Annotated in this window: 16 protein-coding genes; 9 read left to right on the top strand and 7 right to left on the bottom strand. The window is 63.5% G+C overall.

The features are described from left to right. Nucleotides 1-43: 43 nt before the first annotated feature. From B597_RS33990 to ppnN, 3 genes are all read left to right on the top strand, one after another. Nucleotides 44-676: a lysophospholipid acyltransferase family protein gene (locus B597_RS33990; RefSeq protein ID WP_003291683.1), complete on the top strand. Its 633-nt coding sequence runs from the start codon at nucleotides 44-46 to the stop codon at nucleotides 674-676. Beyond that, nucleotides 666-1598: a phosphatidate cytidylyltransferase gene (locus B597_RS33985; RefSeq protein ID WP_003291682.1), complete on the top strand. Its 933-nt coding sequence runs from the start codon at nucleotides 666-668 to the stop codon at nucleotides 1596-1598. Before B597_RS33990 ends, B597_RS33985 begins: the two co-directional genes overlap by 11 nt. A gap of 281 nt (nucleotides 1599-1879) precedes the next feature. Then, entirely contained in the window at nucleotides 1880-3253 is a 1374-nt protein-coding gene (ppnN, locus tag B597_RS33980; protein WP_003291681.1) for a nucleotide 5'-monophosphate nucleosidase PpnN, read from the top strand. A 45-nt stretch (nucleotides 3254-3298) separates the two neighbouring features. Here the strand turns inward: ppnN and B597_RS33975 are convergent, their stop codons facing one another. The 6 genes from B597_RS33975 to B597_RS33950 form a co-directional block, all read right to left on the bottom strand. Then, nucleotides 3299-4171 carry a DMT family transporter gene (locus B597_RS33975; RefSeq protein WP_003291680.1) on the bottom strand — a complete coding sequence of 291 codons (873 nt, stop codon included), beginning with the start codon at nucleotides 4169-4171 and terminating at the stop codon, nucleotides 3299-3301. A 363-nt stretch (nucleotides 4172-4534) separates the two neighbouring features. Further along, the gene (locus B597_RS33970) at nucleotides 4535-5242 is read right to left on the bottom strand and encodes a TSCPD domain-containing protein (protein ID WP_003291679.1); all 708 of its coding nucleotides are present in this window, start codon (nucleotides 5240-5242) and stop codon (nucleotides 4535-4537) included. Nucleotides 5243-5304: 62 nt separating this feature from the next. Next, nucleotides 5305-7455 carry an adenosylcobalamin-dependent ribonucleoside-diphosphate reductase gene (locus B597_RS33965; protein ID WP_003291678.1) on the bottom strand — a complete coding sequence of 717 codons (2151 nt, stop codon included), beginning with the start codon at nucleotides 7453-7455 and terminating at the stop codon, nucleotides 5305-5307. 199 nt (nucleotides 7456-7654) lie between these two features. Next, the gene (rpmG, locus tag B597_RS33960) at nucleotides 7655-7810 is read right to left on the bottom strand and encodes a 50S ribosomal protein L33 (RefSeq protein ID WP_003284185.1); all 156 of its coding nucleotides are present in this window, start codon (nucleotides 7808-7810) and stop codon (nucleotides 7655-7657) included. A gap of 11 nt (nucleotides 7811-7821) precedes the next feature. Further along, complete coding sequence (rpmB, locus tag B597_RS33955) at nucleotides 7822-8058, bottom strand: 50S ribosomal protein L28 (RefSeq protein ID WP_003291677.1); 237 nt, start codon at nucleotides 8056-8058, stop codon at nucleotides 7822-7824. Nucleotides 8059-8339: 281 nt separating this feature from the next. Then, complete coding sequence (locus tag B597_RS33950) at nucleotides 8340-9980, bottom strand: AMP-binding protein (protein WP_003291676.1); 1641 nt, start codon at nucleotides 9978-9980, stop codon at nucleotides 8340-8342. A 168-nt stretch (nucleotides 9981-10148) separates the two neighbouring features. Here B597_RS33950 and B597_RS33945 point away from each other — a divergent pair, with 168 nt between their 5' ends. Then, nucleotides 10149-10934, top strand: a complete 786-nt coding sequence (locus tag B597_RS33945; RefSeq protein WP_024161961.1) for an IclR family transcriptional regulator — start codon at nucleotides 10149-10151, stop codon at nucleotides 10932-10934. Between the two features lie 152 nt (nucleotides 10935-11086). Here the strand turns inward: B597_RS33945 and B597_RS33940 are convergent, their stop codons facing one another. Next, nucleotides 11087-11677 (bottom strand): TetR/AcrR family transcriptional regulator, encoded by a 591-nt coding sequence (locus tag B597_RS33940; RefSeq protein ID WP_003291674.1) that lies wholly within the window; start codon nucleotides 11675-11677, stop codon nucleotides 11087-11089. A 100-nt stretch (nucleotides 11678-11777) separates the two neighbouring features. On the opposite strand from B597_RS33940, the gene B597_RS33935 reads away from it, so the two are divergent. The 5 genes from B597_RS33935 (at nucleotide 11778) to B597_RS33915 (ending at nucleotide 18292) form a co-directional block, all read left to right on the top strand. Then, nucleotides 11778-12662, top strand: a complete 885-nt coding sequence (locus B597_RS33935) for an alpha/beta hydrolase family protein (RefSeq protein WP_003291673.1) — start codon at nucleotides 11778-11780, stop codon at nucleotides 12660-12662. Nucleotides 12663-12810: 148 nt separating this feature from the next. Beyond that, entirely contained in the window at nucleotides 12811-14157 is a 1347-nt protein-coding gene (locus B597_RS33930) for a spinster family MFS transporter (RefSeq protein WP_003291672.1), read from the top strand. Between the two features lie 339 nt (nucleotides 14158-14496). Beyond that, nucleotides 14497-15381 (top strand): SH3 domain-containing protein, encoded by an 885-nt coding sequence (locus B597_RS33925; RefSeq protein ID WP_003291671.1) that lies wholly within the window; start codon nucleotides 14497-14499, stop codon nucleotides 15379-15381. A gap of 515 nt (nucleotides 15382-15896) precedes the next feature. After that, nucleotides 15897-17252, top strand: a complete 1356-nt coding sequence (locus B597_RS33920; protein WP_152028159.1) for a hypothetical protein — start codon at nucleotides 15897-15899, stop codon at nucleotides 17250-17252. Further along, entirely contained in the window at nucleotides 17249-18292 is a 1044-nt protein-coding gene (locus tag B597_RS33915; RefSeq protein ID WP_003292712.1) for a hypothetical protein, read from the top strand. The genes B597_RS33920 and B597_RS33915 overlap by 4 nt, the downstream gene beginning before the upstream one ends. Nucleotides 18293-18351: the final 59 nt, after the last annotated feature.

Genomic DNA, 18351 nt, shown 5'->3' with positions numbered 1-18351 from the left:
GGCCACCGGCACCCCTTTGCGCCAATCCCGAGGACCATCATCCATGCTCGGCTCCCTGCTTGCCTTCACGATTACATCCCTTGCGCGCCTGCTGACCGGTACCCGCAGCCTCTGGATCGGCTGCGCGCCGCTCAACACGCAACGCATCTACTTCGCCAACCACAGCAGTCACGGTGATTTCGTGCTGCTCTGGGCCTCTTTGCCGCCCGAACTGCGACTCCGGACCCGGCCCGTGGCGGGAGCCGATTACTGGCAAAGCAGCGCGCTGCGCCGCTTCGTCATTCATTGCCTGTTCAATGGCGTGCTGGTCGATCGCCAGGGCAGTGGCCCGGAGTCGAATCCGTTGCAGCCAATGCTCGACGCGCTGGCCGATGGCGATTCGCTGATTCTTTTTCCCGAAGGTACCCGCAATCCGGAAGACGGCCTGTTGCCGTTCAAGAGCGGGCTGTACCGCCTGGGCCTGCAATGCCCGAACGTCGAACTGGTGCCGGTGTGGATCGCCAACCTGAACCGGGTGATGCCCAAGGGCCGCAGCCTGCCATTGCCTTTGCTATGCAGCGTCAGTTTCGGTACGCCGCTGAGCATCGAGCATGACGAAGACAAGGACGCCTTTCTCCAACGCGCCCGTCTGGCCCTGCTGGAACTGGCCCCCAAGGAAGACCGACATGGAGCGTAATACCCTGCTGCTGTTCGCCGGTATCGGCGCCCTGCTCGCCCTCGCCTCGCTGATCGGCTTCGTGCTCAAACGGCGCAGCGGCGCGGCGCAGAACCCGGTGATCGACAACCTCAATGCGCGCATCAATGCCTGGTGGGTGATGGTCGCCGTGATTGGCGTCGCCTTCTGGCTGGGGCACACCGCGGTGGTGATCCTGTTCTATCTGGTGTCCTTCTTCGCGTTGCGCGAGTTCATGACCCTGACCCCGACCCGCGGTAGCGATTATCCGGCGCTGGTCGCGGCGTTCTACCTCGTGTTGCCCCTGCAATATCTGCTGGTGGGTATTGGCTGGTACGGGTTGTTCACCATTTTCATTCCGGTCTACGTCTTCCTGCTGCTGCCCATCCTGGCGTCGCTCGGCGGTGACACCACGCGCTTTCTCGAACGCGCATCGAAAGTGCAATGGGGCCTGATGATCGCAGTCTTCTGCGTTTCCCACGTGCCGGCACTGCTCACTTTGGAGATTGCCGGCTACGAAGGTCGCAACCTGTTGCTGATCGCCTGGCTGATCATCGTCGTGCAGCTCTCCGACGTACTGCAGTACGTGTGCGGCAAGCTGGCGGGCAAGCGCAGGATTGCACCGCGGTTGTCGCCGTCCAAGACCGTCGAAGGCTTCGTCGGCGGCATCTTCCTGGCCACCCTGATCGGCGCGGCGCTGTACTGGATCACCCCGTTCGACTGGTGGCAGGCGGCACTGATGGCACTGCTGCTGAATCTGCTGGGCTTCTTCGGCGGCCTTGTGATGTCGGCGATCAAGCGCGACCGTGGTGTAAAGGACTGGGGCCACATGATCGAGGGGCATGGGGGCATGCTCGATCGGCTGGATTCAGTCTGTTTCGCTGCACCAATCTTCTTTCATCTGGTTCGCTACGGCTGGACCTGACTGGTCGCTGCCGAGCCGTTCGGGCCGAACCGCCGACCTGCCCTGAAGGTCGAAGTCAGATCGCCATGGGCCACGGGACGATATCGAGGTCGCCGTGGCTTTTTGCCTTCGCGGGCGTCGGCATCGCCTACCGTAGCGCTGTCACCGCGTTAAGATGGCGGCATGCCAGGCAACTGCCATTGACCCGTCCCGCCCGCATCTTCACGCGGATGACAGCCAGGCAGCTGCCGTTCCGACGCACCGGCCATCCATGGTGCGACCATCGTCTTCAGGAATCCTCAATGACCCAACGCAATGTAATCAACGCCTCGGTTACTCCCAAAGGCAGCCTGGAAACCCTGTCGCAACGCGAAGTGCAGCAACTGAGCGAAGTCGGTTCCGGCAGTACGCACAAGCTGTTCCGCCAGTGCGCCCTGGCCATCCTCAATACCGGCACGCGCATCGACAACGCCAAGACCATTCTCGAGGCCTACGAGGACTTCGAGGTGCGCATCCTGCAGCAGGATCGCGGCGTGCGCCTGGAGCTGTTCAACGCCCCGGCCGACGCCTTCGTCGATGGCGAGATGATCGCCAGCACCCGCGAAATGCTCTTCAGCGCCCTGCGCGACATCGTCTATACCGAGAGCGAACTGAGCAGCGCACGCATCGACCTGAGCACCTCCCAGGGCATCACCGACTACGTCTTCCACCTGCTGCGCAACGCCCGCACCCTGCGCCCCGGCGTCGAGCCAAGCATGGTGGTGTGCTGGGGCGGGCACTCGATCAGCACCGAGGAATACAAGTACAGCAAGCGCGTCGGTCACGAACTGGGACTGCGCAGCCTGGATGTCTGCACCGGCTGCGGACCGGGCGTCATGAAAGGCCCAATGAAGGGTGCCACCATCGCCCACGCCAAGCAGCGGCGAGTCGGCAGCCGCTATCTGGGCCTGACCGAGCCCGGCATCATCGCCGCCGAAGCGCCGAACCCGATCGTCAACGAGCTGGTGATCCTGCCGGATATCGAAAAGCGCCTGGAGGCCTTCGTCCGCGTCGGACACGGCATCATCATCTTTCCCGGCGGCGTCGGCACCGCCGAAGAGTTCCTCTACCTGCTCGGCATCCTGCTGCACCCGGCCAATCGCGACGTGCCCTTCCCGGTCATCCTCACCGGCCCGAGCGATGCGGCGGACTACCTGCAGCAATTGCATGACTTCGTCGGCGCAACCCTTGGCGAGGAAGCCCAGCAGCGCTACCAGATCGTCTTCGACGACCCCGCCGAAGTCGCACGGCAGATGACCGAGGGCCTGCGCGAAGTGCGGCGCTTCCGGCGCGAGCGCAACGACGCCTTTCACTTCAACTGGTTGCTGAAGATCGAAGAAGGCTTCCAGCGGCCGTTCGATCCGACTCACGAAAACATGGCGAGCCTGCCGCTGCGTCGCGACCTGCCGCCACACGAGCTGGCCGCCAACCTGCGCCGGGCGTTCTCCGGCATCGTCGCCGGCAACGTCAAGGACAAGGGCATCCGCCGCATCGAGCAGTACGGCCGCTACGAAATCCACGGCGATGCGGCGATCATGCAGCCGCTGGACAAGCTGCTGCAGGCCTTCGTCGAGCAGCACCGCATGAAGCTGCCGGGTGGCGTGCCCTACACGCCGTGCTATCGCGTGGTCCGCTGAGCTCGCGGCTCGGCCGGGCAGCGTATTCGCCGCCCGGCCTGCGCCTTATCGAGAGCGCTGTTGCGGTGCAGCCCTGAATACCAGCGCCAGCCCCAGCAGGATCGCGCCCATCCCCAGCAACCCGATGCGCGATAGCTGGTTGCCGAGGAACAGGTAGTCCATGCCGACGGTCACCACCGGCACCAGGTAGAACAGGCTGGTGACGTTGACCAGATTGCCGGTCTGGATCATGCGGTACAGCAGCAACTGCGCGGCCACCGAAATCACCAGCCCCAGCCAGAGCACCGGAACGACGAAGCCTGTCACCGCTTCCAGGCGGATCGGCTGGAACGGCACGAATGCCAGGCACAGCAGCAGGCTTACCCCGTACTGCATCGGCAGCACTTCCACCGGACTCTGGCGGATCCGCTGTTGCAGAATCGCGCCCAAGGTCATGCACAGCAGCGCAGCGAGGGCGAAAAGCATCCCGGCGAGCGAGAACCGCGCCAGCACCAGACTCTGGAACACCACCGCGGCCAGGCCGGCCAGCGCCACCAGCAGCCCGAGCAGGCGCAGTGGCGAGAAGCGCCGCTCCAGTAGCAGCAAGGTGAGAATCGGCTGCACGCCAAGCAGCGTGGCGATCACGCCTGGCGTCACTCCGTAGGCCATGGCCTGGAAGTAGCAGATCGAATAACAGCCAATCATCAGCAGCCCGGTGGCCGCCGTCTGCCAGGCAGTACCTGGCGCGGGCCGCCAGCGCCTGCGGTACAGGCCGATCAGCAGAACCGCAGCGAGCGCCAGAGAAAATCGCACGACCAGCAGCGCGAACGGAGTGCCGTGATCGAGTCCCCAGCGGGTGAAGATGGCCGCACTGCCCCAGAGCAGAACGAACACGGCCATGACGCCGTAGGACGTCCATAACGATTTGTTGAAAGTCATCAGTCATTACCTGTCGAAGCCAAACAGGCCCCAGCCAATCGTCGAGAACGAACGCGCGCCGAGCCGTCAGGATCGGAAAGCGAAAGCCGGAGCTGCGAAGTGTGGGCGGATCAGCCCAGTGCAACCGCCTGTGGAGGTGGCGGCGCAATTGCCAGGGCGGCAACGACAGATGGAGGGGCGATTGCGCGCAGCGGGGCCGAGCCGATATCGGCTGGATTCACTACGAACAGGCGGCGCGCAATGGGGAACATGAGATCGAGGCCGGAAGGCTGTCTTGATGACGATGCGCTGAAAACTAGCAGAGCCAGGCCCGTCGGGTAAAGGGGCCTGGCGAATATCGCGCCTGCTCTCAGCGCGGCCGGGTCAACCGCACTTGGAGTTGCCGCAGTTCAGGCAGGTGGCGCAGCCGTCCATCTGCACCACCGCCTGGGTGTTGCACTTGTTGCACAGCTGCGCGCCGGCCGGGAAACCTTCGCCCGGCTCCACCGCCACCGCGCCCTGGCTGGCCTCGTAGGCGGCGCGCTTCTCGGCCAGGTACTTGAGCTGGGTTTCATCCAGCGCGTGGCCTTCGAGCATGCCGATGGCGATCAGATGGCGCTCCAGCACCGCACCGATCTCGGCGACGATCGACGGCATGTAGACGCCGCCCTTCTTCAAGTAGCCGCCACGCGGATCGAACACCGCCTTGAGCTCCTCGACGAGGAAGGTGCAGTCGCCGCCCTTGCGGAACACCGCGGACATGATCCGGGTCAGCGCGACGATCCACTGGAAGTGGTCCATGTTCTTCGAATTGATGAAGATCTCGAACGGCCGGCGCTGCTCGTGCGGGGTCCCGGCATTGAGCACGATGTCGTTCACGGTGACGTACAGCGCGTGCTCGAACAGCGGCGACTTGATCTTGTAGGTCATGCCGATCAGGGTTTCCGGACGCTGCAGGCTCTCGTCCATCTCCACCACGTTGACGGTCTTGCTCGCCTTGCTGTCGCTGCTAGACGCAGTGGCCGCGGGGCGCTCGAGGGCCTCGTCGACGACCTTGAAGCCCTTGATGCGCTGGGTGATCTTTACGGTCATTGTGCAATCTCTCCTGCCGGGCGGCGTCGGCGGCCCGGCGTGCAAACGGTTGGCAGACGGGTTCAGTACTTGCCGTAATAGCCTTCTTTGAGGGCGTCGAACAGGTTGGCGGCAGTGTTCACCTCGCCGTCGTATTCGACTTCCTGGTTGCCCTTGAGCTCGACCACGCTGCCGTCCTCCAGGGTGAAGCGATAGAGGGTCTTCTCCAGATCGGCCTCCTTCACCAGCACGCCCTGGAACGCCGCCGGGTTGAAGCGGAAGGTGGTGCAGCCCTTGAGACCCTGGCGCCAGGCGTAGCGGTAGATGTCCTTGAACGCCTCGAACGGGTAATCGGTCGGCACGTTGGCGGTCTTGGAGATCGACGAATCGACCCAGCGCTGCGCGGCCGCCTGGATATCCACGTGCTGGGTCGGGCTGACGTCATCGGCGGTGATGAAGTAGTCCGGCAGTTTCTCGCCCGGCGCGTCGGAACCCGGCTTGGCACGCTCGTTGATCAGCGTGCGATAGGCCAGCAGCTCGTAGCTGAACACCTCGATCTTCTCCTTGGCCTTGCGGCCCGGACGGATCAGGTTGCGCGAATAGTGATGGGCGAAGCTCGGTTCGATGCCGTTGGAGGCGTTGTTGGCCAGGCTCAGGCTGATGGTGCCGGTAGGCGCGATGGAGCTGTGATGGGTGAACCGCGCGCCCTGCTCGGCCAGCGCCTCGATCAGCTCGGGCGCGTATTCGGCGATCTTCTGCATGTAACGCGAGTACTTGGCGTGCAGCACGCGACCGGCGACCTGGTCGCCGACCTTGTAACCGTCCCTGGCCATTTCCGGACGCTTGCGCAGCATTTCGGCGGTGACTTCGAAGGTCTGGCTCAGCAACGGTGCCGGACCCTTCTCCTTGGACAACTCCAGCGCCTGCTCCCAGCCGACCAGCGCCATCTCGCGGGAAACTTCCTCGGTGAACACGCAGGCTTCCGGGCTGCCATAGCGCAGCTTGAGCAGGGTCAGGGTCGAGCCAAGACCGAGGAAACCCATGCCGTGGCGGCGCTTGCTCTCGATCTCGTGGCGCTGCTGCTCCAGCGGCAGGCCGTTGATCTCGACGACGTTGTCCAGCATGCGGGTGAAGATGCGCACCACTTCGCGATACTTGTCCCAGTCGAAGCGCGCATCCGCGCCGAACGGATCGATGACGAAGTGGGTCAGGTTGATCGAGCCCAGCAGGCACGATCCGTATGGCGGCAGCGGCTGCTCACCACAGGGGTTGGTGGCGCGGATCGCTTCGCACCACCAGTTGTTGTTCAGCTGGTTGACCCGGTCGATGAGGATGAAGCCCGGCTCGGCGTAGTCGTAGGTGGAGACCATGATCATGTCCCACAGATGCCGCGCCTTGACCCGCCCGTAGATCTTGCAGGCGACCAGGCCATCGTCGCGCACGATATAGCCGTCATGCACCGGCCATTCGCGCCAGAGCACATGCTCGGCGTCCGCCAGGTCAAGCTCGGCGGCTTCCTTGGCATGCACCGGGAAGATCAGCGGCCACTCGCCGTCGGCCTCCACCGCCTGCATGAACTCGTCGGTGATCAACAGGCTGAGGTTGAACTGGCGCAGCCGGCCGTCCTCGCGCTTGGCACGGATGAACTCGCGTACGTCCGGATGGCCAACATCGAAGGTCCCCATCTGCGCGCCGCGGCGACCACCGGCCGAGCTGACGGTGAAGCACATCTTGTCGAAGATATCCATGAACGACAGCGGGCCGCTGGTGTGCGCGCCGGCACCCGAGACGAAAGAGCCGCGTGGGCGCAGGGTGCTGAACTCGTAGCCGATGCCGCAGCCGGCCTTCAACGTCAGCCCGGCCTCGTGGACCTTGCCGAGGATGTCGTCCATCGAGTCGGTGATAGAGCCCGAGACGGTGCAGTTGATGGTCGAAGTCGCCGGCTTGTAGTCCTGCGCGCCGGCATTGGAAATGATCCGCCCGGCGGGAATGGCGCCGTTGCGCAATGCCCAGAGGAAGCGTTCATGCCAGTGCTCGCGCTGCTTGGCCGGCTCGACATCGGCCAGCGCGCGGGCAACCCGCCGCCAGGTGTCGTCGACGCTCTCGTCGATGGGCGTGCCGTCCTTGCTGGTCAGGCGGTACTTCTGCGACCAGATGTCCTCGGAAGCCGCCTGCAGGGCGATGCTGGAAGTGCTCTTGCTGTCTGCCGCGATGGGCCCGTCCGTCTTCGCCATGCGCTGCGCATCCTCATGCCAAAAGTGGGAGAAAAGAAAGCTCGCACGATAGGCGAATTCGGCAGGCGCCGTACATGATGCACATCAAACTAGGGGGAGCGGACGACGACTGGCAATCGAACGACAAGCCGGCGGCGCCTGGGCGCCAGAAACGAAAAAACCCGCCGAGAGGCGGGTTCTTTCTTCAAGGGCCGATCAATTACTTGATCTTGGCTTCCTTGTAGATCACGTGCTTGCGTACGACCGGATCGAATTTCTTGATTTCGATCTTGTCGGGGGTGGTGCGCTTGTTCTTGTCGGTGGTGTAGAAGTGGCCGGTACCGGCGCTGGACACCAAACGGATCAGGTCACGCATGATTGCTCTCCTTAAACCTTTTCGCCGCGGGCGCGCAGCTCGGACAGAACGACGTCAATGCCGCGCTTGTCGATGATGCGCATGCCTTTGGCACTCAGGCGCAGACGGACGAAGCGGTTCTCCGACTCGACCCAGAAGCGATGATGCTGCAGGTTCGGCAGGAAACGACGACGGGTTTTGTTGTTTGCGTGGGAAATGTTGTTCCCGGTTACCGGACCCTTACCGGTAACTTGACAGACTCTCGACATGCCTCAGCCCTCTAAAACCACATGCCCAACCCGGCATGGGTTGGCCGCTTGAATTCACTTGTCAGTTCGGCGCTCAGCGCCACGTTTCATGAGGGTCTTACCGGCCACGCTGCGAACGAAGATACCGGGCCCCTAGAAAAGAGCGCTGCTTTATATCAGAAACCCCCCTACGCAACAAGCATCGAAACATTTTTTCGCCCGGCCGCCGTGGGTTGGCAGGAGGTACATTCGCGCCGGCCCGCGGGTCTCGCCGGGCTGCTCCGCTGGTCGGCTCGCCACCTTTATATAGGCAGCGTGCAGCCCGCGGCAGCACGTGCCTCATCGCGCAGTTCGCGGCGCAGCAACTTGCCCACCGCCGTCTTGGGCAACTCCTCGCGTATCTCGATCTGGCCGGGCATCTTGTAGCCGGTCAGGTACTGCCGGCAATGGGCGAGCAGGGCCTGCTCGTCAACCGCGTCGTCCCTCAGGCTGACGAAAGCCTTCACCGCCTCACCCTTGCGCGCATCCGGCACGCCCACTGCCACACACTCGCGCACGGACGGGTGCTGCATCAGCACATCCTCGATCTCGTTGGGAAACACGTTGAAGCCGGAAACCAGGATCATGTCCTTCTTGCGGTCGACGATCTTGACGAAACCCTCGGCATCCAGCAGGGCGATGTCGCCGGTCTTCAGCCAGCCGTCCTCGCTGAGCACCTTGGCTGTCTCATCCGGCCGCTGCCAGTAGCCCTGCATCACCTGCGGGCCGCGCAGCCAGAGTTCGCCCGGGGTTTCCGGCGCTACGTCGTTGCCCTCGTCGTCCACGGTGCGCAGCTCGGTATCGATCAGCGCCTGGCCAATGTAGCCCTCGCGGTAAGGGCTGAGCTGAGTGCCGGTCGCCACCACCGGCGATGCCTCGGTCAGGCCGAAACCTTCGCGGATCGGCGCACCGGTCAATGCCTGCCAGCGGCGCCCGACTTCACTGTTCAGCGGCGCACCGCCGGAGGTCGCCCATTTCAGATGAGAAAAATCGACATTGCGAAAATCGGGGTGGTTCATCAGCCCGACGAACAGCGTGTTGATACCGCTGAGCAGGCTGAACGGATAGCGCTGCATGGCACCGATGGTTTCGTCCAGGTTGCGCCCGTCGCGGATGAACACGGTGTGCAGTCCCATGCCCACCGAGCTCAGGCAGTTCGTGGCGAAAGCCATGATGTGGTAAAGCGGCAAAGGCGCAATGCGCACATCTTTTTCCGGCTCCAGCAGGCCCGGCTGGTCGAACAGCTCGATGGTCTGCAGCACATTGGCCAGCAGGTTGCGGTGGCTGATCATCGCGCCCTTGGAAACACCCGTGGTACCACCGGTGTACTGCAGCAGGGCCAGCCGATCGAGGCCAGCCACGCTGTCCAGCGCCGGACTGTCCGCACCCAGCCGCAGCGCCTGCATGAAACGTTGCGTTCCGCCCTCGCTGCTTTCATAGACCGGATTTTGCAGATCGTCCGCACTGCTCAGGATGACCTGCTGCAAGCCGGTGTCCGCCTGCACCGCTCGCACCAGCGGCAGCAGTCGGTCGAGCACGAGGATCGCCTTGGCACCCGAGTCGCGGAACTGGTGCCTGGCTTCGGCAGCGGTGTACTGCGGATTGGTGTTGACGATCACCAGGCCGGCCTTGAGCGCACCGAAGACGGCGATGGGGTACTGCAACGAATTGGGCAGTTGCACCGCCAGCCGGTCGCCCGGCTGCAGCCCGGCGTGATGTCGCAGGTAGCGGGCGAAGGCATCGGCCTGGCTCGCCAGCTCGGCGTAGCTGAGCCGGTCCTCGCCGCAGGAAAACGCCGGCCGCTGTGGATGCTTCGCACAGGCCCGGGCAAGCAGGTCGTGGACGTTCTGGTAGTCGCCACGGGCCAGCTCGGCGGCCACGTAGCCTTGCACGGATGCGGACATCGATATACTCCAAAATGAATTATTATTTTACTGTGCGAAACAGCATATCGAATCCGATACTAGACGATCGATTTTTACCTCGCAATGATCGCAAATGCGCGCACTGCCCGAGACCGAGCGATCTGCTATCGTTCGCCACCGCTGCCCACTAGCCAAAAGACCGAGATCATGAGCGACGACACCGAAGACACCGGCACTCCCAAGGACCGCAAATTCGTCGAGGCGCTGGCCCGCGGACTGGACGTGCTGCGCGCCTTCACCCACGGCTCGGTGGTGATGGGCAATCAGGACATCGCGCGCATTACCGGGCTGCCCAAGCCCACCGTGTCGCGCATGACCTACACACTGACCAAGCTCGGCTACCTCAGCTACTCGCAGCAGCTGGAAAAGTACCAGCTGGACTCCGGTGTGCTGGCGCTCGGCTACGCCTACGTTTCCAACCTGCGCGTGCGCCAGTTGGCCAAGCCGTACATGGACGAATTCGCCCGCCGCACCAATACCACCGTGGGCCTGACCTGCCGCGACCGGCTGTCGATGATCTACGTGGAGAACTGCCGCCCGGCAGAGGTCACCACCCTGCGCATGGATGCCGGCGTACGCCTGCCGCTGGCCACCACCGCCGCCGGCCGCGCCTTCCTCGCGGCAACCCCGGAAAAGGAGCGCGAACACCTGATGGCCGCCCTGGCCACCAAGTACGGCGACGACTGGGCCACCATCAAGGCCTCGCTGGAAGCTTCGTTCGAGGAATTCGAGCAGCACGGCTTCTGCCTGTCGCTAGGCGACTGGGATCGCAACGTGATGGCCGCGGGCGTGCCGCTGCACATGGCCGATGGCAGCATCATGGCGCTGACCTGCGGCGCACCTTCATTCCAGCTCAGCGAGGAAACCCTCAAGGGCTCGCTGGCGCATCAGCTCGAGATGCTCGCCAGGGACATCGAAAGCCTGGGGGTCTGACACCAACCATCGCTCGCGCAGGTTGGGCTGAGGCTCGCAGTGTCTAAGCTCAACATCACAGGGGCTCGGGCTCCCGCCACATGAGCTGCCCTGTCGCTCGGCATCGCGGACTTTTCCGCTGCCCGGCACATGGCGTGCCGGGCTCAATCCAGTTACGCATCCGTGCGGCAGCGCACGCTGTCCCAGGCGATCTGCGCGAGCAGTTCGCGGTAGTCGGCGAGCGGGGCCTTGCTGCGCCCGGCCAGCCAGTTGCGCGCCATGTCCTGTACCGGACCGATCACCACCGAGACAAAGCACTCCTTCGGCAGCGGCTTGAACGCACCGGCTTCGCGGTGCCTGCGCAGGATGCCGGCGATGCGCAGGCCGTGCTCGCGGTTGAACTCGCGCAAGCGCTCGCCCATCTCGCCAGCCTCGACCCGTCCGCGGTTGTGCAGGACGAAACGCGCCCAGTCCGGATTCGCCACCACCCAGTCGACATAGCTGGTGACGAACAGCCTGACGCAGGCCTCGGCATCCAGGCTCTCGATCAACCCCGACTCCAGCAGCGCGGCATAACCACCGATACCTTCCAGATAAAGCGCGGCGATGATCCGTTCACGATTGCCGAAGTGATGATAGAGGCTGCCGATGCTGGCACCGGAGCGATCGCGAATCATCTCGATGGTAGTCGCATCCACGCCGAACTCGGTGAAACAGCCAAGCGCGGCCTGAAGGATTTCCTGCTTGCGGCTACTACGGGCCATCCGGCCTCCCGTCTGGACTAGAATTTTTTTCTAGAACTATCTTCTGCTGTTCGTATACTGCACCGATCGCAGCAATCGCAGAAGCGCGGAGAACAACAAGATGGCGACGATACAGGTTGAAGAACGCTCCATCGACAACGGCAACGGCCATATCCTGTCCAGCTACTGGTACCAGCCGGGCAGCGCTCCCAGCGGTGTCGTGCTGATCGCGCCAGCGATGGGCGTGCCGCAGCGCTTCTACACCGATTTCGCCAACTGGCTCGCCGGGCGTGGCTATCAGGTGGTGACCTTCGATTACCTCGGCATGGGCCGCTCGCGGCGGACGCCGCTTCGCCAGTTGAACGTCGACATCCTCGACTGGGCGCGCCACGACTGCAGCGCGGTGCTCGCCGCGGCGGCCGAGACCGCTGGCGAGCTGCCGCTTTACTGGATCGGCCACAGTGTCGGCGCGCAGATCCTGCCACTGGTCGACGGCCACGAACGCCTGACCCGCATCGTCACCATCGCCGCCGGCAGCGGCTACTGGCGCGAGAACAGCCCGCAGATCCGGCGCAAGGCGTGGCTGCTCTGGCATGGCCTGGCGCCGGTGCTTACCGCAGTCGCGGGCTACTTCCCCGGCGCTCGCATCGGGGCGGTCGGCGACCTGCCGGCCGGGGTGATGCGCCAGTGGCGGCGCTGGTGCCTGCATCCGGATTACCTGCTGGGCGTCGAAGGCGAACCGATGCGCCAGGCCTTCGCCGCAGTGCGCACCCCGCTGACATCGCTGTCGTTCAGCGACGACGAGATGATGTCGGCACGCAACACCGAGTCCCTGCACGGTTTCTACAGCTCGGCGCCGAAGTCGATGCGACGTATCGCGCCTGCCGAAGTCGGCGCCACGCGAATCGGACACTTCGGCTTCTTTCGCCAGCATTTCGCGGACAGCCTCTGGGCACGCTGGCTGCTGCCGGAACTGACGCCTGGCGACCAACGAACGGCGGCATGAGCAAAGCACATCGAATACTGTTTCGCACAGCGGAACATTGATACCACATTTCGAAACATATCCGCAGGTTATTCAACTTGCCGGATGGCTGATCTCCGATAAAAGTGAGGATGGCTGGCTGCAGCCCTCTCGCTAATCGGAGCTTGCTATGCACAACAACAATAATGGCTACCCCTCGAGCACCCGCGCCTGGATGACGGTGGCGATCCTGATGCTCGCGTATGTCCTGTCCTTCGTCGATCGACAGATCCTCAATCTGCTGGTCGAGCCGATCCGCCGCGATCTGGACATCACCGATACCCACATGAGCCTGCTGATGGGCTTCTCCTTCGCGGTGTTCTACACCATCTGCGGCGTGCCCATCGGGCGCCTGGCCGATCGCAAGAGCCGCCGCGGCATCATCGCCATCGGCGTGCTGGTGTGGAGTCTGATGACCGCGCTGTGCGGCACCGCCCGGACGTTCTGGCAGTTCTTGGTATTCCGCATCGGCGTCGGTGTCGGCGAGGCAGCGCTGTCGCCTTCGGCCTACTCACTGATCGCCGACAGCTTCCCGCCCAAGCTGCGCGGCACCGCCATGAGCGTCTATTCGATGGGCATCTACATTGGCTCGGGCCTGGCCTTCCTGCTCGGCGGGCTGGTGGTCAAGTTCGCTTCGGCACAGGGCGATGTGGAACTGCCGGTTCTCGGCATGGTGCGCCCGTGGCAGCTGATCTTCCTCGTGCTCGGTGCGGCTGGCGTGCTGTTCACCGCCGTGCTGTTGCTGATCCGCGAGCCTTCGCGCAAGGGCGTTGGCGCTGGCGTCGAGGTGCCGCTGAGTGAGGTGGCGGGCTACATCCGGCAGAACCGCCGCACCGTGCTGTGCCACAACTTCGGCTTCGCCTGCCTGGCCTTCGCTGCATACGGCAGTTCGGCGTGGATTCCGACGTTCTTCATCCGCACCTACGGCTGGTCGGCCAGCGACGTCGGCGTGCTCTACGGCTCGGTGGTGGCGGTGGCGGGCTCGGTCGGCATCATTGCCGGCGGGCGACTCTCGGACCTGCTGCACCGCCGCGGCTATCGCGATGCGCCGCTGCGCGTCGGCATCATCTCCGCCGCGCTGACCCTGCCGCTCAACCTCGCCTATCTGGCGGGCACCGGCGAACTGGCGCTGGCGCTGATCGCCCTGCACGTCTTCACCATCGCCATGCCCTTCGGCGTCGGCCCGGCGGCGATCCAGGAGATCATGCCCAATTCCATGCGCGGCCAGGCCTCGGCGGTGTACCTGTTCGTCATCACCATGGTCGGCCTCGGCATCGGCCCGACCGCGGTGGCGCTGGGTACCGACTTTGTCTTCGGCGACGACAATGCCCTGCGCTATTCGCTGTTGATCGTCACCGGCGTTGCGCTGGTCGGCGCGATCGCCCTGCTCGGCATGGGGCTCAAGCACTACCGAGGCAGCCTGGATCGCTTGCAGGAGTGGAAGCCGCAGGGCGCCGCTACACCAGCCCCTGCTTGACGAATCGCCGCATATCGGCCGGTGCATTTACACCATGCACTGGCCGCCTGGCTGTTCCTGATCTCATTCACACGATGAGCCGTATTGAGCGACATATCGCCACCGGCGCTTCAGACCCTCGAAGTGCAGCGCCCAGTGCAGTATGCGAATGCGGCCCCCGACCTGCACCGTTAGCCCTGACGTTGCAGATCTAGACTGATTTAGGTTTGTGATACAGGCCATATTTGTGTGTAATTACCGGCCATTTCATGGATTGAAACGGCAGCCCCGTTGGCACGACATCGGCCGTCGAGTCAGTCCTGAATGCTACCTGCCAGCCATTCAGACAAGGACTACCTCATGGGCTTCGCAAAAAAAACCAGCGTGCTGTTGCTCAGCAGTGCCATCGTGTTCAGCGCCGGTTGCGCCAACATGGCCGAAAACGAGTGGGCGAACAAAGAGAACATCGGCACTCTGGTCGGCACCGCAGCAGGCATTCTTATTGGCAGCCAGGTCGGAAACGGTAGCGGTCGCACCGCAGCCATGATCGCAGGCGCACTGGCTGGCGGTTACCTTGGCAAGACCGTCGGCGCGAAGCTCGATGCGCGGGATCGCGAAGCGCTGGCCCAGCAGACTCAACAGGCGCTGCAGCACATGCAGGATGGCCAAGCCACCCAGTGGTCGTCGAGCCACAGCGATGCCAAAGCCACCATTACCCCGATCAAGACCGAAACCGTGCAGCGCGAAGTTGCGGTCAAGCGTACGCCCAAGGTGCAGCCGGTAGCGAACATGACGCTGATCAACCAGCCCTACCAGGCAGTGAAATCGGCGAACGTACGCAATGCGCCCGACCTCAAAGCCGAAAAGGTTGCAGGGTTGCCAGCCGGCACAACCTTTACTGCGATCGGTCGCACCGACAATGACTGGATCATGGTGGGCCGCCGCGGCGTAACCATCGGTTATGTCTACGCGCCGTTGGTGGCGCAGGTCAAAAAGCCCTCCCAGTCGACCCAGACCGCTGCAGCCGAAACAGCTACCGATCTCGACAGCCTTGATGTGGCCAGCGCAGCCTCCAAGGGAATCGACCTGGACGCCATTGATCTGGATGCTGTTCCGGTCGAGCAAACCATGACGGCACAGGCGACCTGCCGGACGATCAAGTACGACGTGACAGCCCAGGGCAGCAATGAGCAGCAGACTGCCAAGGCCTGCCAGGCGGCCGACGGTGCCTGGGAGCTGATCTGATGAACTTGCGCCACATTTCCCTACTGGCCCTTAGCCTGGCCGTAGCGGCTTCGGCTCAGGCAGCCAGCCACCGACTGGCCTATTCGAAGGCGGAAAACGTCGAGGTCTTTGTCGACCACGCCGATGGCCAGCCTTGGTGCAGCGACAACCTGAAGCTGCGTTTCGCATTTGCCGGCCAAGCAAATCAGGACTCCATTAACCGCTTGCTGCCAAAACTTGGTGGCCTGTTCGCTAGCCAGTGCTCGAGCGCCACGCAACTGAGCTGGACCAGTGTAGACAGCACCGGCAAGACACAAGCAAGCGGCCACGCCAGCCAAGCCGCAGGCTGGGCCCCCGCAGCCCCGCAGCCAGCCGCCGAGCCAGCCCCTGCGCCAACCGTCGCCCAAGCGCCGGCTGAGGCCCCCGCTTCCGCTGCGCCTGCTGCGAGCGCGACCGCTCCGGCCACCGCAGAGCCGGAACCGGCCAAGCCGACGCAAGCCGAAGCACCACAACCCACGGCCGCATCACCAGCGCCTGTGGCCGACACTCAACCCGCTGCGCCGGCAGAAACGCCAGTCCCGGCTGAACAGGCCGTGGTTGCCGCCCCCGTTTTCGCCAAAGAGTTCAGCGTCAACGGCTGGCAACCGCCTCTGGCCCGGGACGTTTTCGCCAAGGCCGACCTCATCACCGAGATCGTCGATCAGAACGGCTGTCGCTTCCGCCTGGGCTTCAAGCCGGAGGACGACATAGCGAATATCTCCGCGGCATCCAGCGGCGTGACGTGCGGCCCGGACGGTTACGCGCAGGGCACCGGCTCGCTGACGCTCAACCGCCGCGATGGCGTGCGTCTGCATCAGTTCAAAGGCAGCTTCCTCGATGGCCTGGAAATCTACGGCGACGCGCCGCAGCTCCCGGTAGTGGGCATCGACGAACGCAAGAATCTGCTGCTGCTGTTGCATAGCGAACCAGCCAGCAAGGTGCATTACCTGCTGCGCATGGGCCATAGCTATAACGGCCACTGGAATGCCGGCAGCGTCACGCTGATAGCACTGACCGAAAACCGTGAGCTGTTCCGCGATCTGGAAAGCATTCGCCAGACAATTGACCTGGCCACTGCACACCTCGACAAGAGCGCACCGAAGATCAGGGCCATCCATTTCTACGGCATGCGGGATCTGGAAAAAGGGTTGCACGAAGGCGATCGCGATTTCTGGCTTTACGACATTTCGCTATCACGTCACTACCGTACGCAGAAGTGGGAATACGACCCGGCTCGGGCCGATAACCACCTGTTCGCCTACGAGCGCAAGGAAGCTGAACTGCAGCGCCGAGCCGAGCTGGAGCGCGAGCGTGAAGCCCAGCGTCAGCGCGAGCTGCTGGCTCGCCAGGCAGAGCAACAGCTGCAGCTGTATCGTCAGCTACGCCGTGAAACTCGCAAACCCGAAGAACTCTACGGACGCATCCTCAGCGATGCCAGCTATTCGCCGTTCAGTGGCGGCGGTTATGCCGCGATGATGCAAGGCCGCGCTCAACGCTATAGCCAGATCGTGCATATCGATGGCAAAGCCGATGATGGCTGGGAGGTTGACTATCCGTATACCGCCATACTGGAGACCAAAAACAGCGAACAAAGCGCCGACAAGGGCTGGTTCCTGGTCAAGGGCGAGGCGCGGCTGGACGCGTCGCGCAAGGATGAGCAAAACCTGCCGCTGACGCTGATCAGCGCCACCACGCTGCAAGCCTGTAGCGAAAATGGCTGCGCCGATCTACGCGACCCGCTGAAACTCGCACGACATGAAATCGGTGACCCCGACTGGACGCCGGAAGAGGCCAAATCGCTGATACAAAAAGCCTGGCCCGAACGTGCCGAGCTCCAAGGAGATGACGAATGAGCAAGCGCCTACCCTTGATCGCTGGCGCTGCTGTTGCCGTGCTGGTGGCCGGCTACTTCGGCCTGAGCGCCTACAGCAGCAGCCAGGCAGAAAAGCTGATCGAAGACTGGGTTTACGAGCACGAGCTTGAGGATACCCTGAGTTGGAAGTCGGTTTCGTCCAGCCCATTCGGAGGCCGCGTGACGATTTCCGAACTGCAAGTCGAAGCCGGTGGACGCGAGCCAAGCCTGCAGGTGGCTGAAGTGATCATCAGTGACCGCTCCATCAACGACGAGCGGACCCGCTTGCGCCTGCGCTTCAATGGCGTCGAGGCCGACACGCGCGCACTCGGTGGCCTGAGCAGCCTCGGCGCAATGGCCGGCGGCAGCTTCGGCCGAGGCATGGCGACCGCTCGCGGCTTCGAGCCCGCGCTGATCAGTGGGCTGGCCGAACTCAAGCCCTACGACGTCGAAATCTACGTGGATATCGATGACGATGCCGGCACCCTGGAAACAGAGCTGGCAGTCGACCTGCCAGAACTGTTCGATTCGCGTGTCAGCTACCGCCTGAGTAACCTGCGTGATTTGAATCGTAAGCTGCAGCGCCTGAGCGAGAGCTTCGGTGGCGAAGCCCGAGGACAGTGGGCATTAATGAGCGAACTGGGTGAATTGGCGTCGAGCGTCGAGCGCGCCGAATTGCAAAGCGCCTCGTTCAGCGTCCGGGATCGCGGCATGGCCGAGCGCAGCATTGCCCTGTATCAGCGCTACAACACCCCACTGAACCCCACCGAAGGCAGCGCCGAAAAACAGCGCAAGGCGCATTACGAGAAGGTCGTTGAACAGACCGAAAAGGACTGCAGTCGTGAATTCAAGGACCTGCCAACGGGCATGAAAGACGGCTGCGAACTGCTCACGCAGGCTCTGCTCGGCAAGGTCAACGGCGTGGAGTTGAAGGTCGAGCCGAAAGAGCGCGTGCGCCTGACGGATCTGGGCGACCTGCAGGACGGCCGCCGCAGCCAGCGACTGCTGGACCGCCTGAACCCGCAACTCGACAGCATCTGATCGATAGCTGATCGTGAGGCAGAAAGGCCGGGCATTTGCCCGGCTTTTTCATGTCCGGA

It is taken from the genome of Stutzerimonas stutzeri KOS6 (assembly GCF_000307775.2).
GTDB classification, from domain to species: Bacteria; Pseudomonadota; Gammaproteobacteria; order Pseudomonadales; family Pseudomonadaceae; genus Stutzerimonas; species Stutzerimonas stutzeri_B.
The sequence above is the reverse complement of the archived record's forward strand: the minus strand, read 5'-3'. Positions and strand labels throughout refer to the sequence as shown.

Bases quoted from the DNA above. Each gene is read 5' to 3' on its own strand.
- B597_RS33990 (WP_003291683.1), top strand. From the start codon at position 44: ATGCTCGGCTCCCTGCTTGCCTTCACGATTACATCCCTTGCGCGCCTG.
- B597_RS33985 (WP_003291682.1), top strand. From the start codon at position 666: ATGGAGCGTAATACCCTGCTGCTGTTCGCCGGTATCGGCGCCCTGCTC.
- ppnN (WP_003291681.1), top strand. From the start codon at position 1,880: ATGACCCAACGCAATGTAATCAACGCCTCGGTTACTCCCAAAGGCAGC.
- B597_RS33975 (WP_003291680.1), bottom strand. From the start codon at position 4,171: ATGACTTTCAACAAATCGTTATGGACGTCCTACGGCGTCATGGCCGTG.
- B597_RS33970 (WP_003291679.1), bottom strand. From the start codon at position 5,242: ATGACCGTAAAGATCACCCAGCGCATCAAGGGCTTCAAGGTCGTCGAC.
- B597_RS33965 (WP_003291678.1), bottom strand. From the start codon at position 7,455: ATGGCGAAGACGGACGGGCCCATCGCGGCAGACAGCAAGAGCACTTCC.
- rpmG (WP_003284185.1), bottom strand. From the start codon at position 7,810: ATGCGTGACCTGATCCGTTTGGTGTCCAGCGCCGGTACCGGCCACTTC.
- rpmB (WP_003291677.1), bottom strand. From the start codon at position 8,058: ATGTCGAGAGTCTGTCAAGTTACCGGTAAGGGTCCGGTAACCGGGAAC.
- B597_RS33950 (WP_003291676.1), bottom strand. From the start codon at position 9,980: ATGTCCGCATCCGTGCAAGGCTACGTGGCCGCCGAGCTGGCCCGTGGC.
- B597_RS33945 (WP_024161961.1), top strand. From the start codon at position 10,149: ATGAGCGACGACACCGAAGACACCGGCACTCCCAAGGACCGCAAATTC.
- B597_RS33940 (WP_003291674.1), bottom strand. From the start codon at position 11,677: ATGGCCCGTAGTAGCCGCAAGCAGGAAATCCTTCAGGCCGCGCTTGGC.
- B597_RS33935 (WP_003291673.1), top strand. From the start codon at position 11,778: ATGGCGACGATACAGGTTGAAGAACGCTCCATCGACAACGGCAACGGC.
- B597_RS33930 (WP_003291672.1), top strand. From the start codon at position 12,811: ATGCACAACAACAATAATGGCTACCCCTCGAGCACCCGCGCCTGGATG.
- B597_RS33925 (WP_003291671.1), top strand. From the start codon at position 14,497: ATGGGCTTCGCAAAAAAAACCAGCGTGCTGTTGCTCAGCAGTGCCATC.
- B597_RS33915 (WP_003292712.1), top strand. From the start codon at position 17,249: ATGAGCAAGCGCCTACCCTTGATCGCTGGCGCTGCTGTTGCCGTGCTG.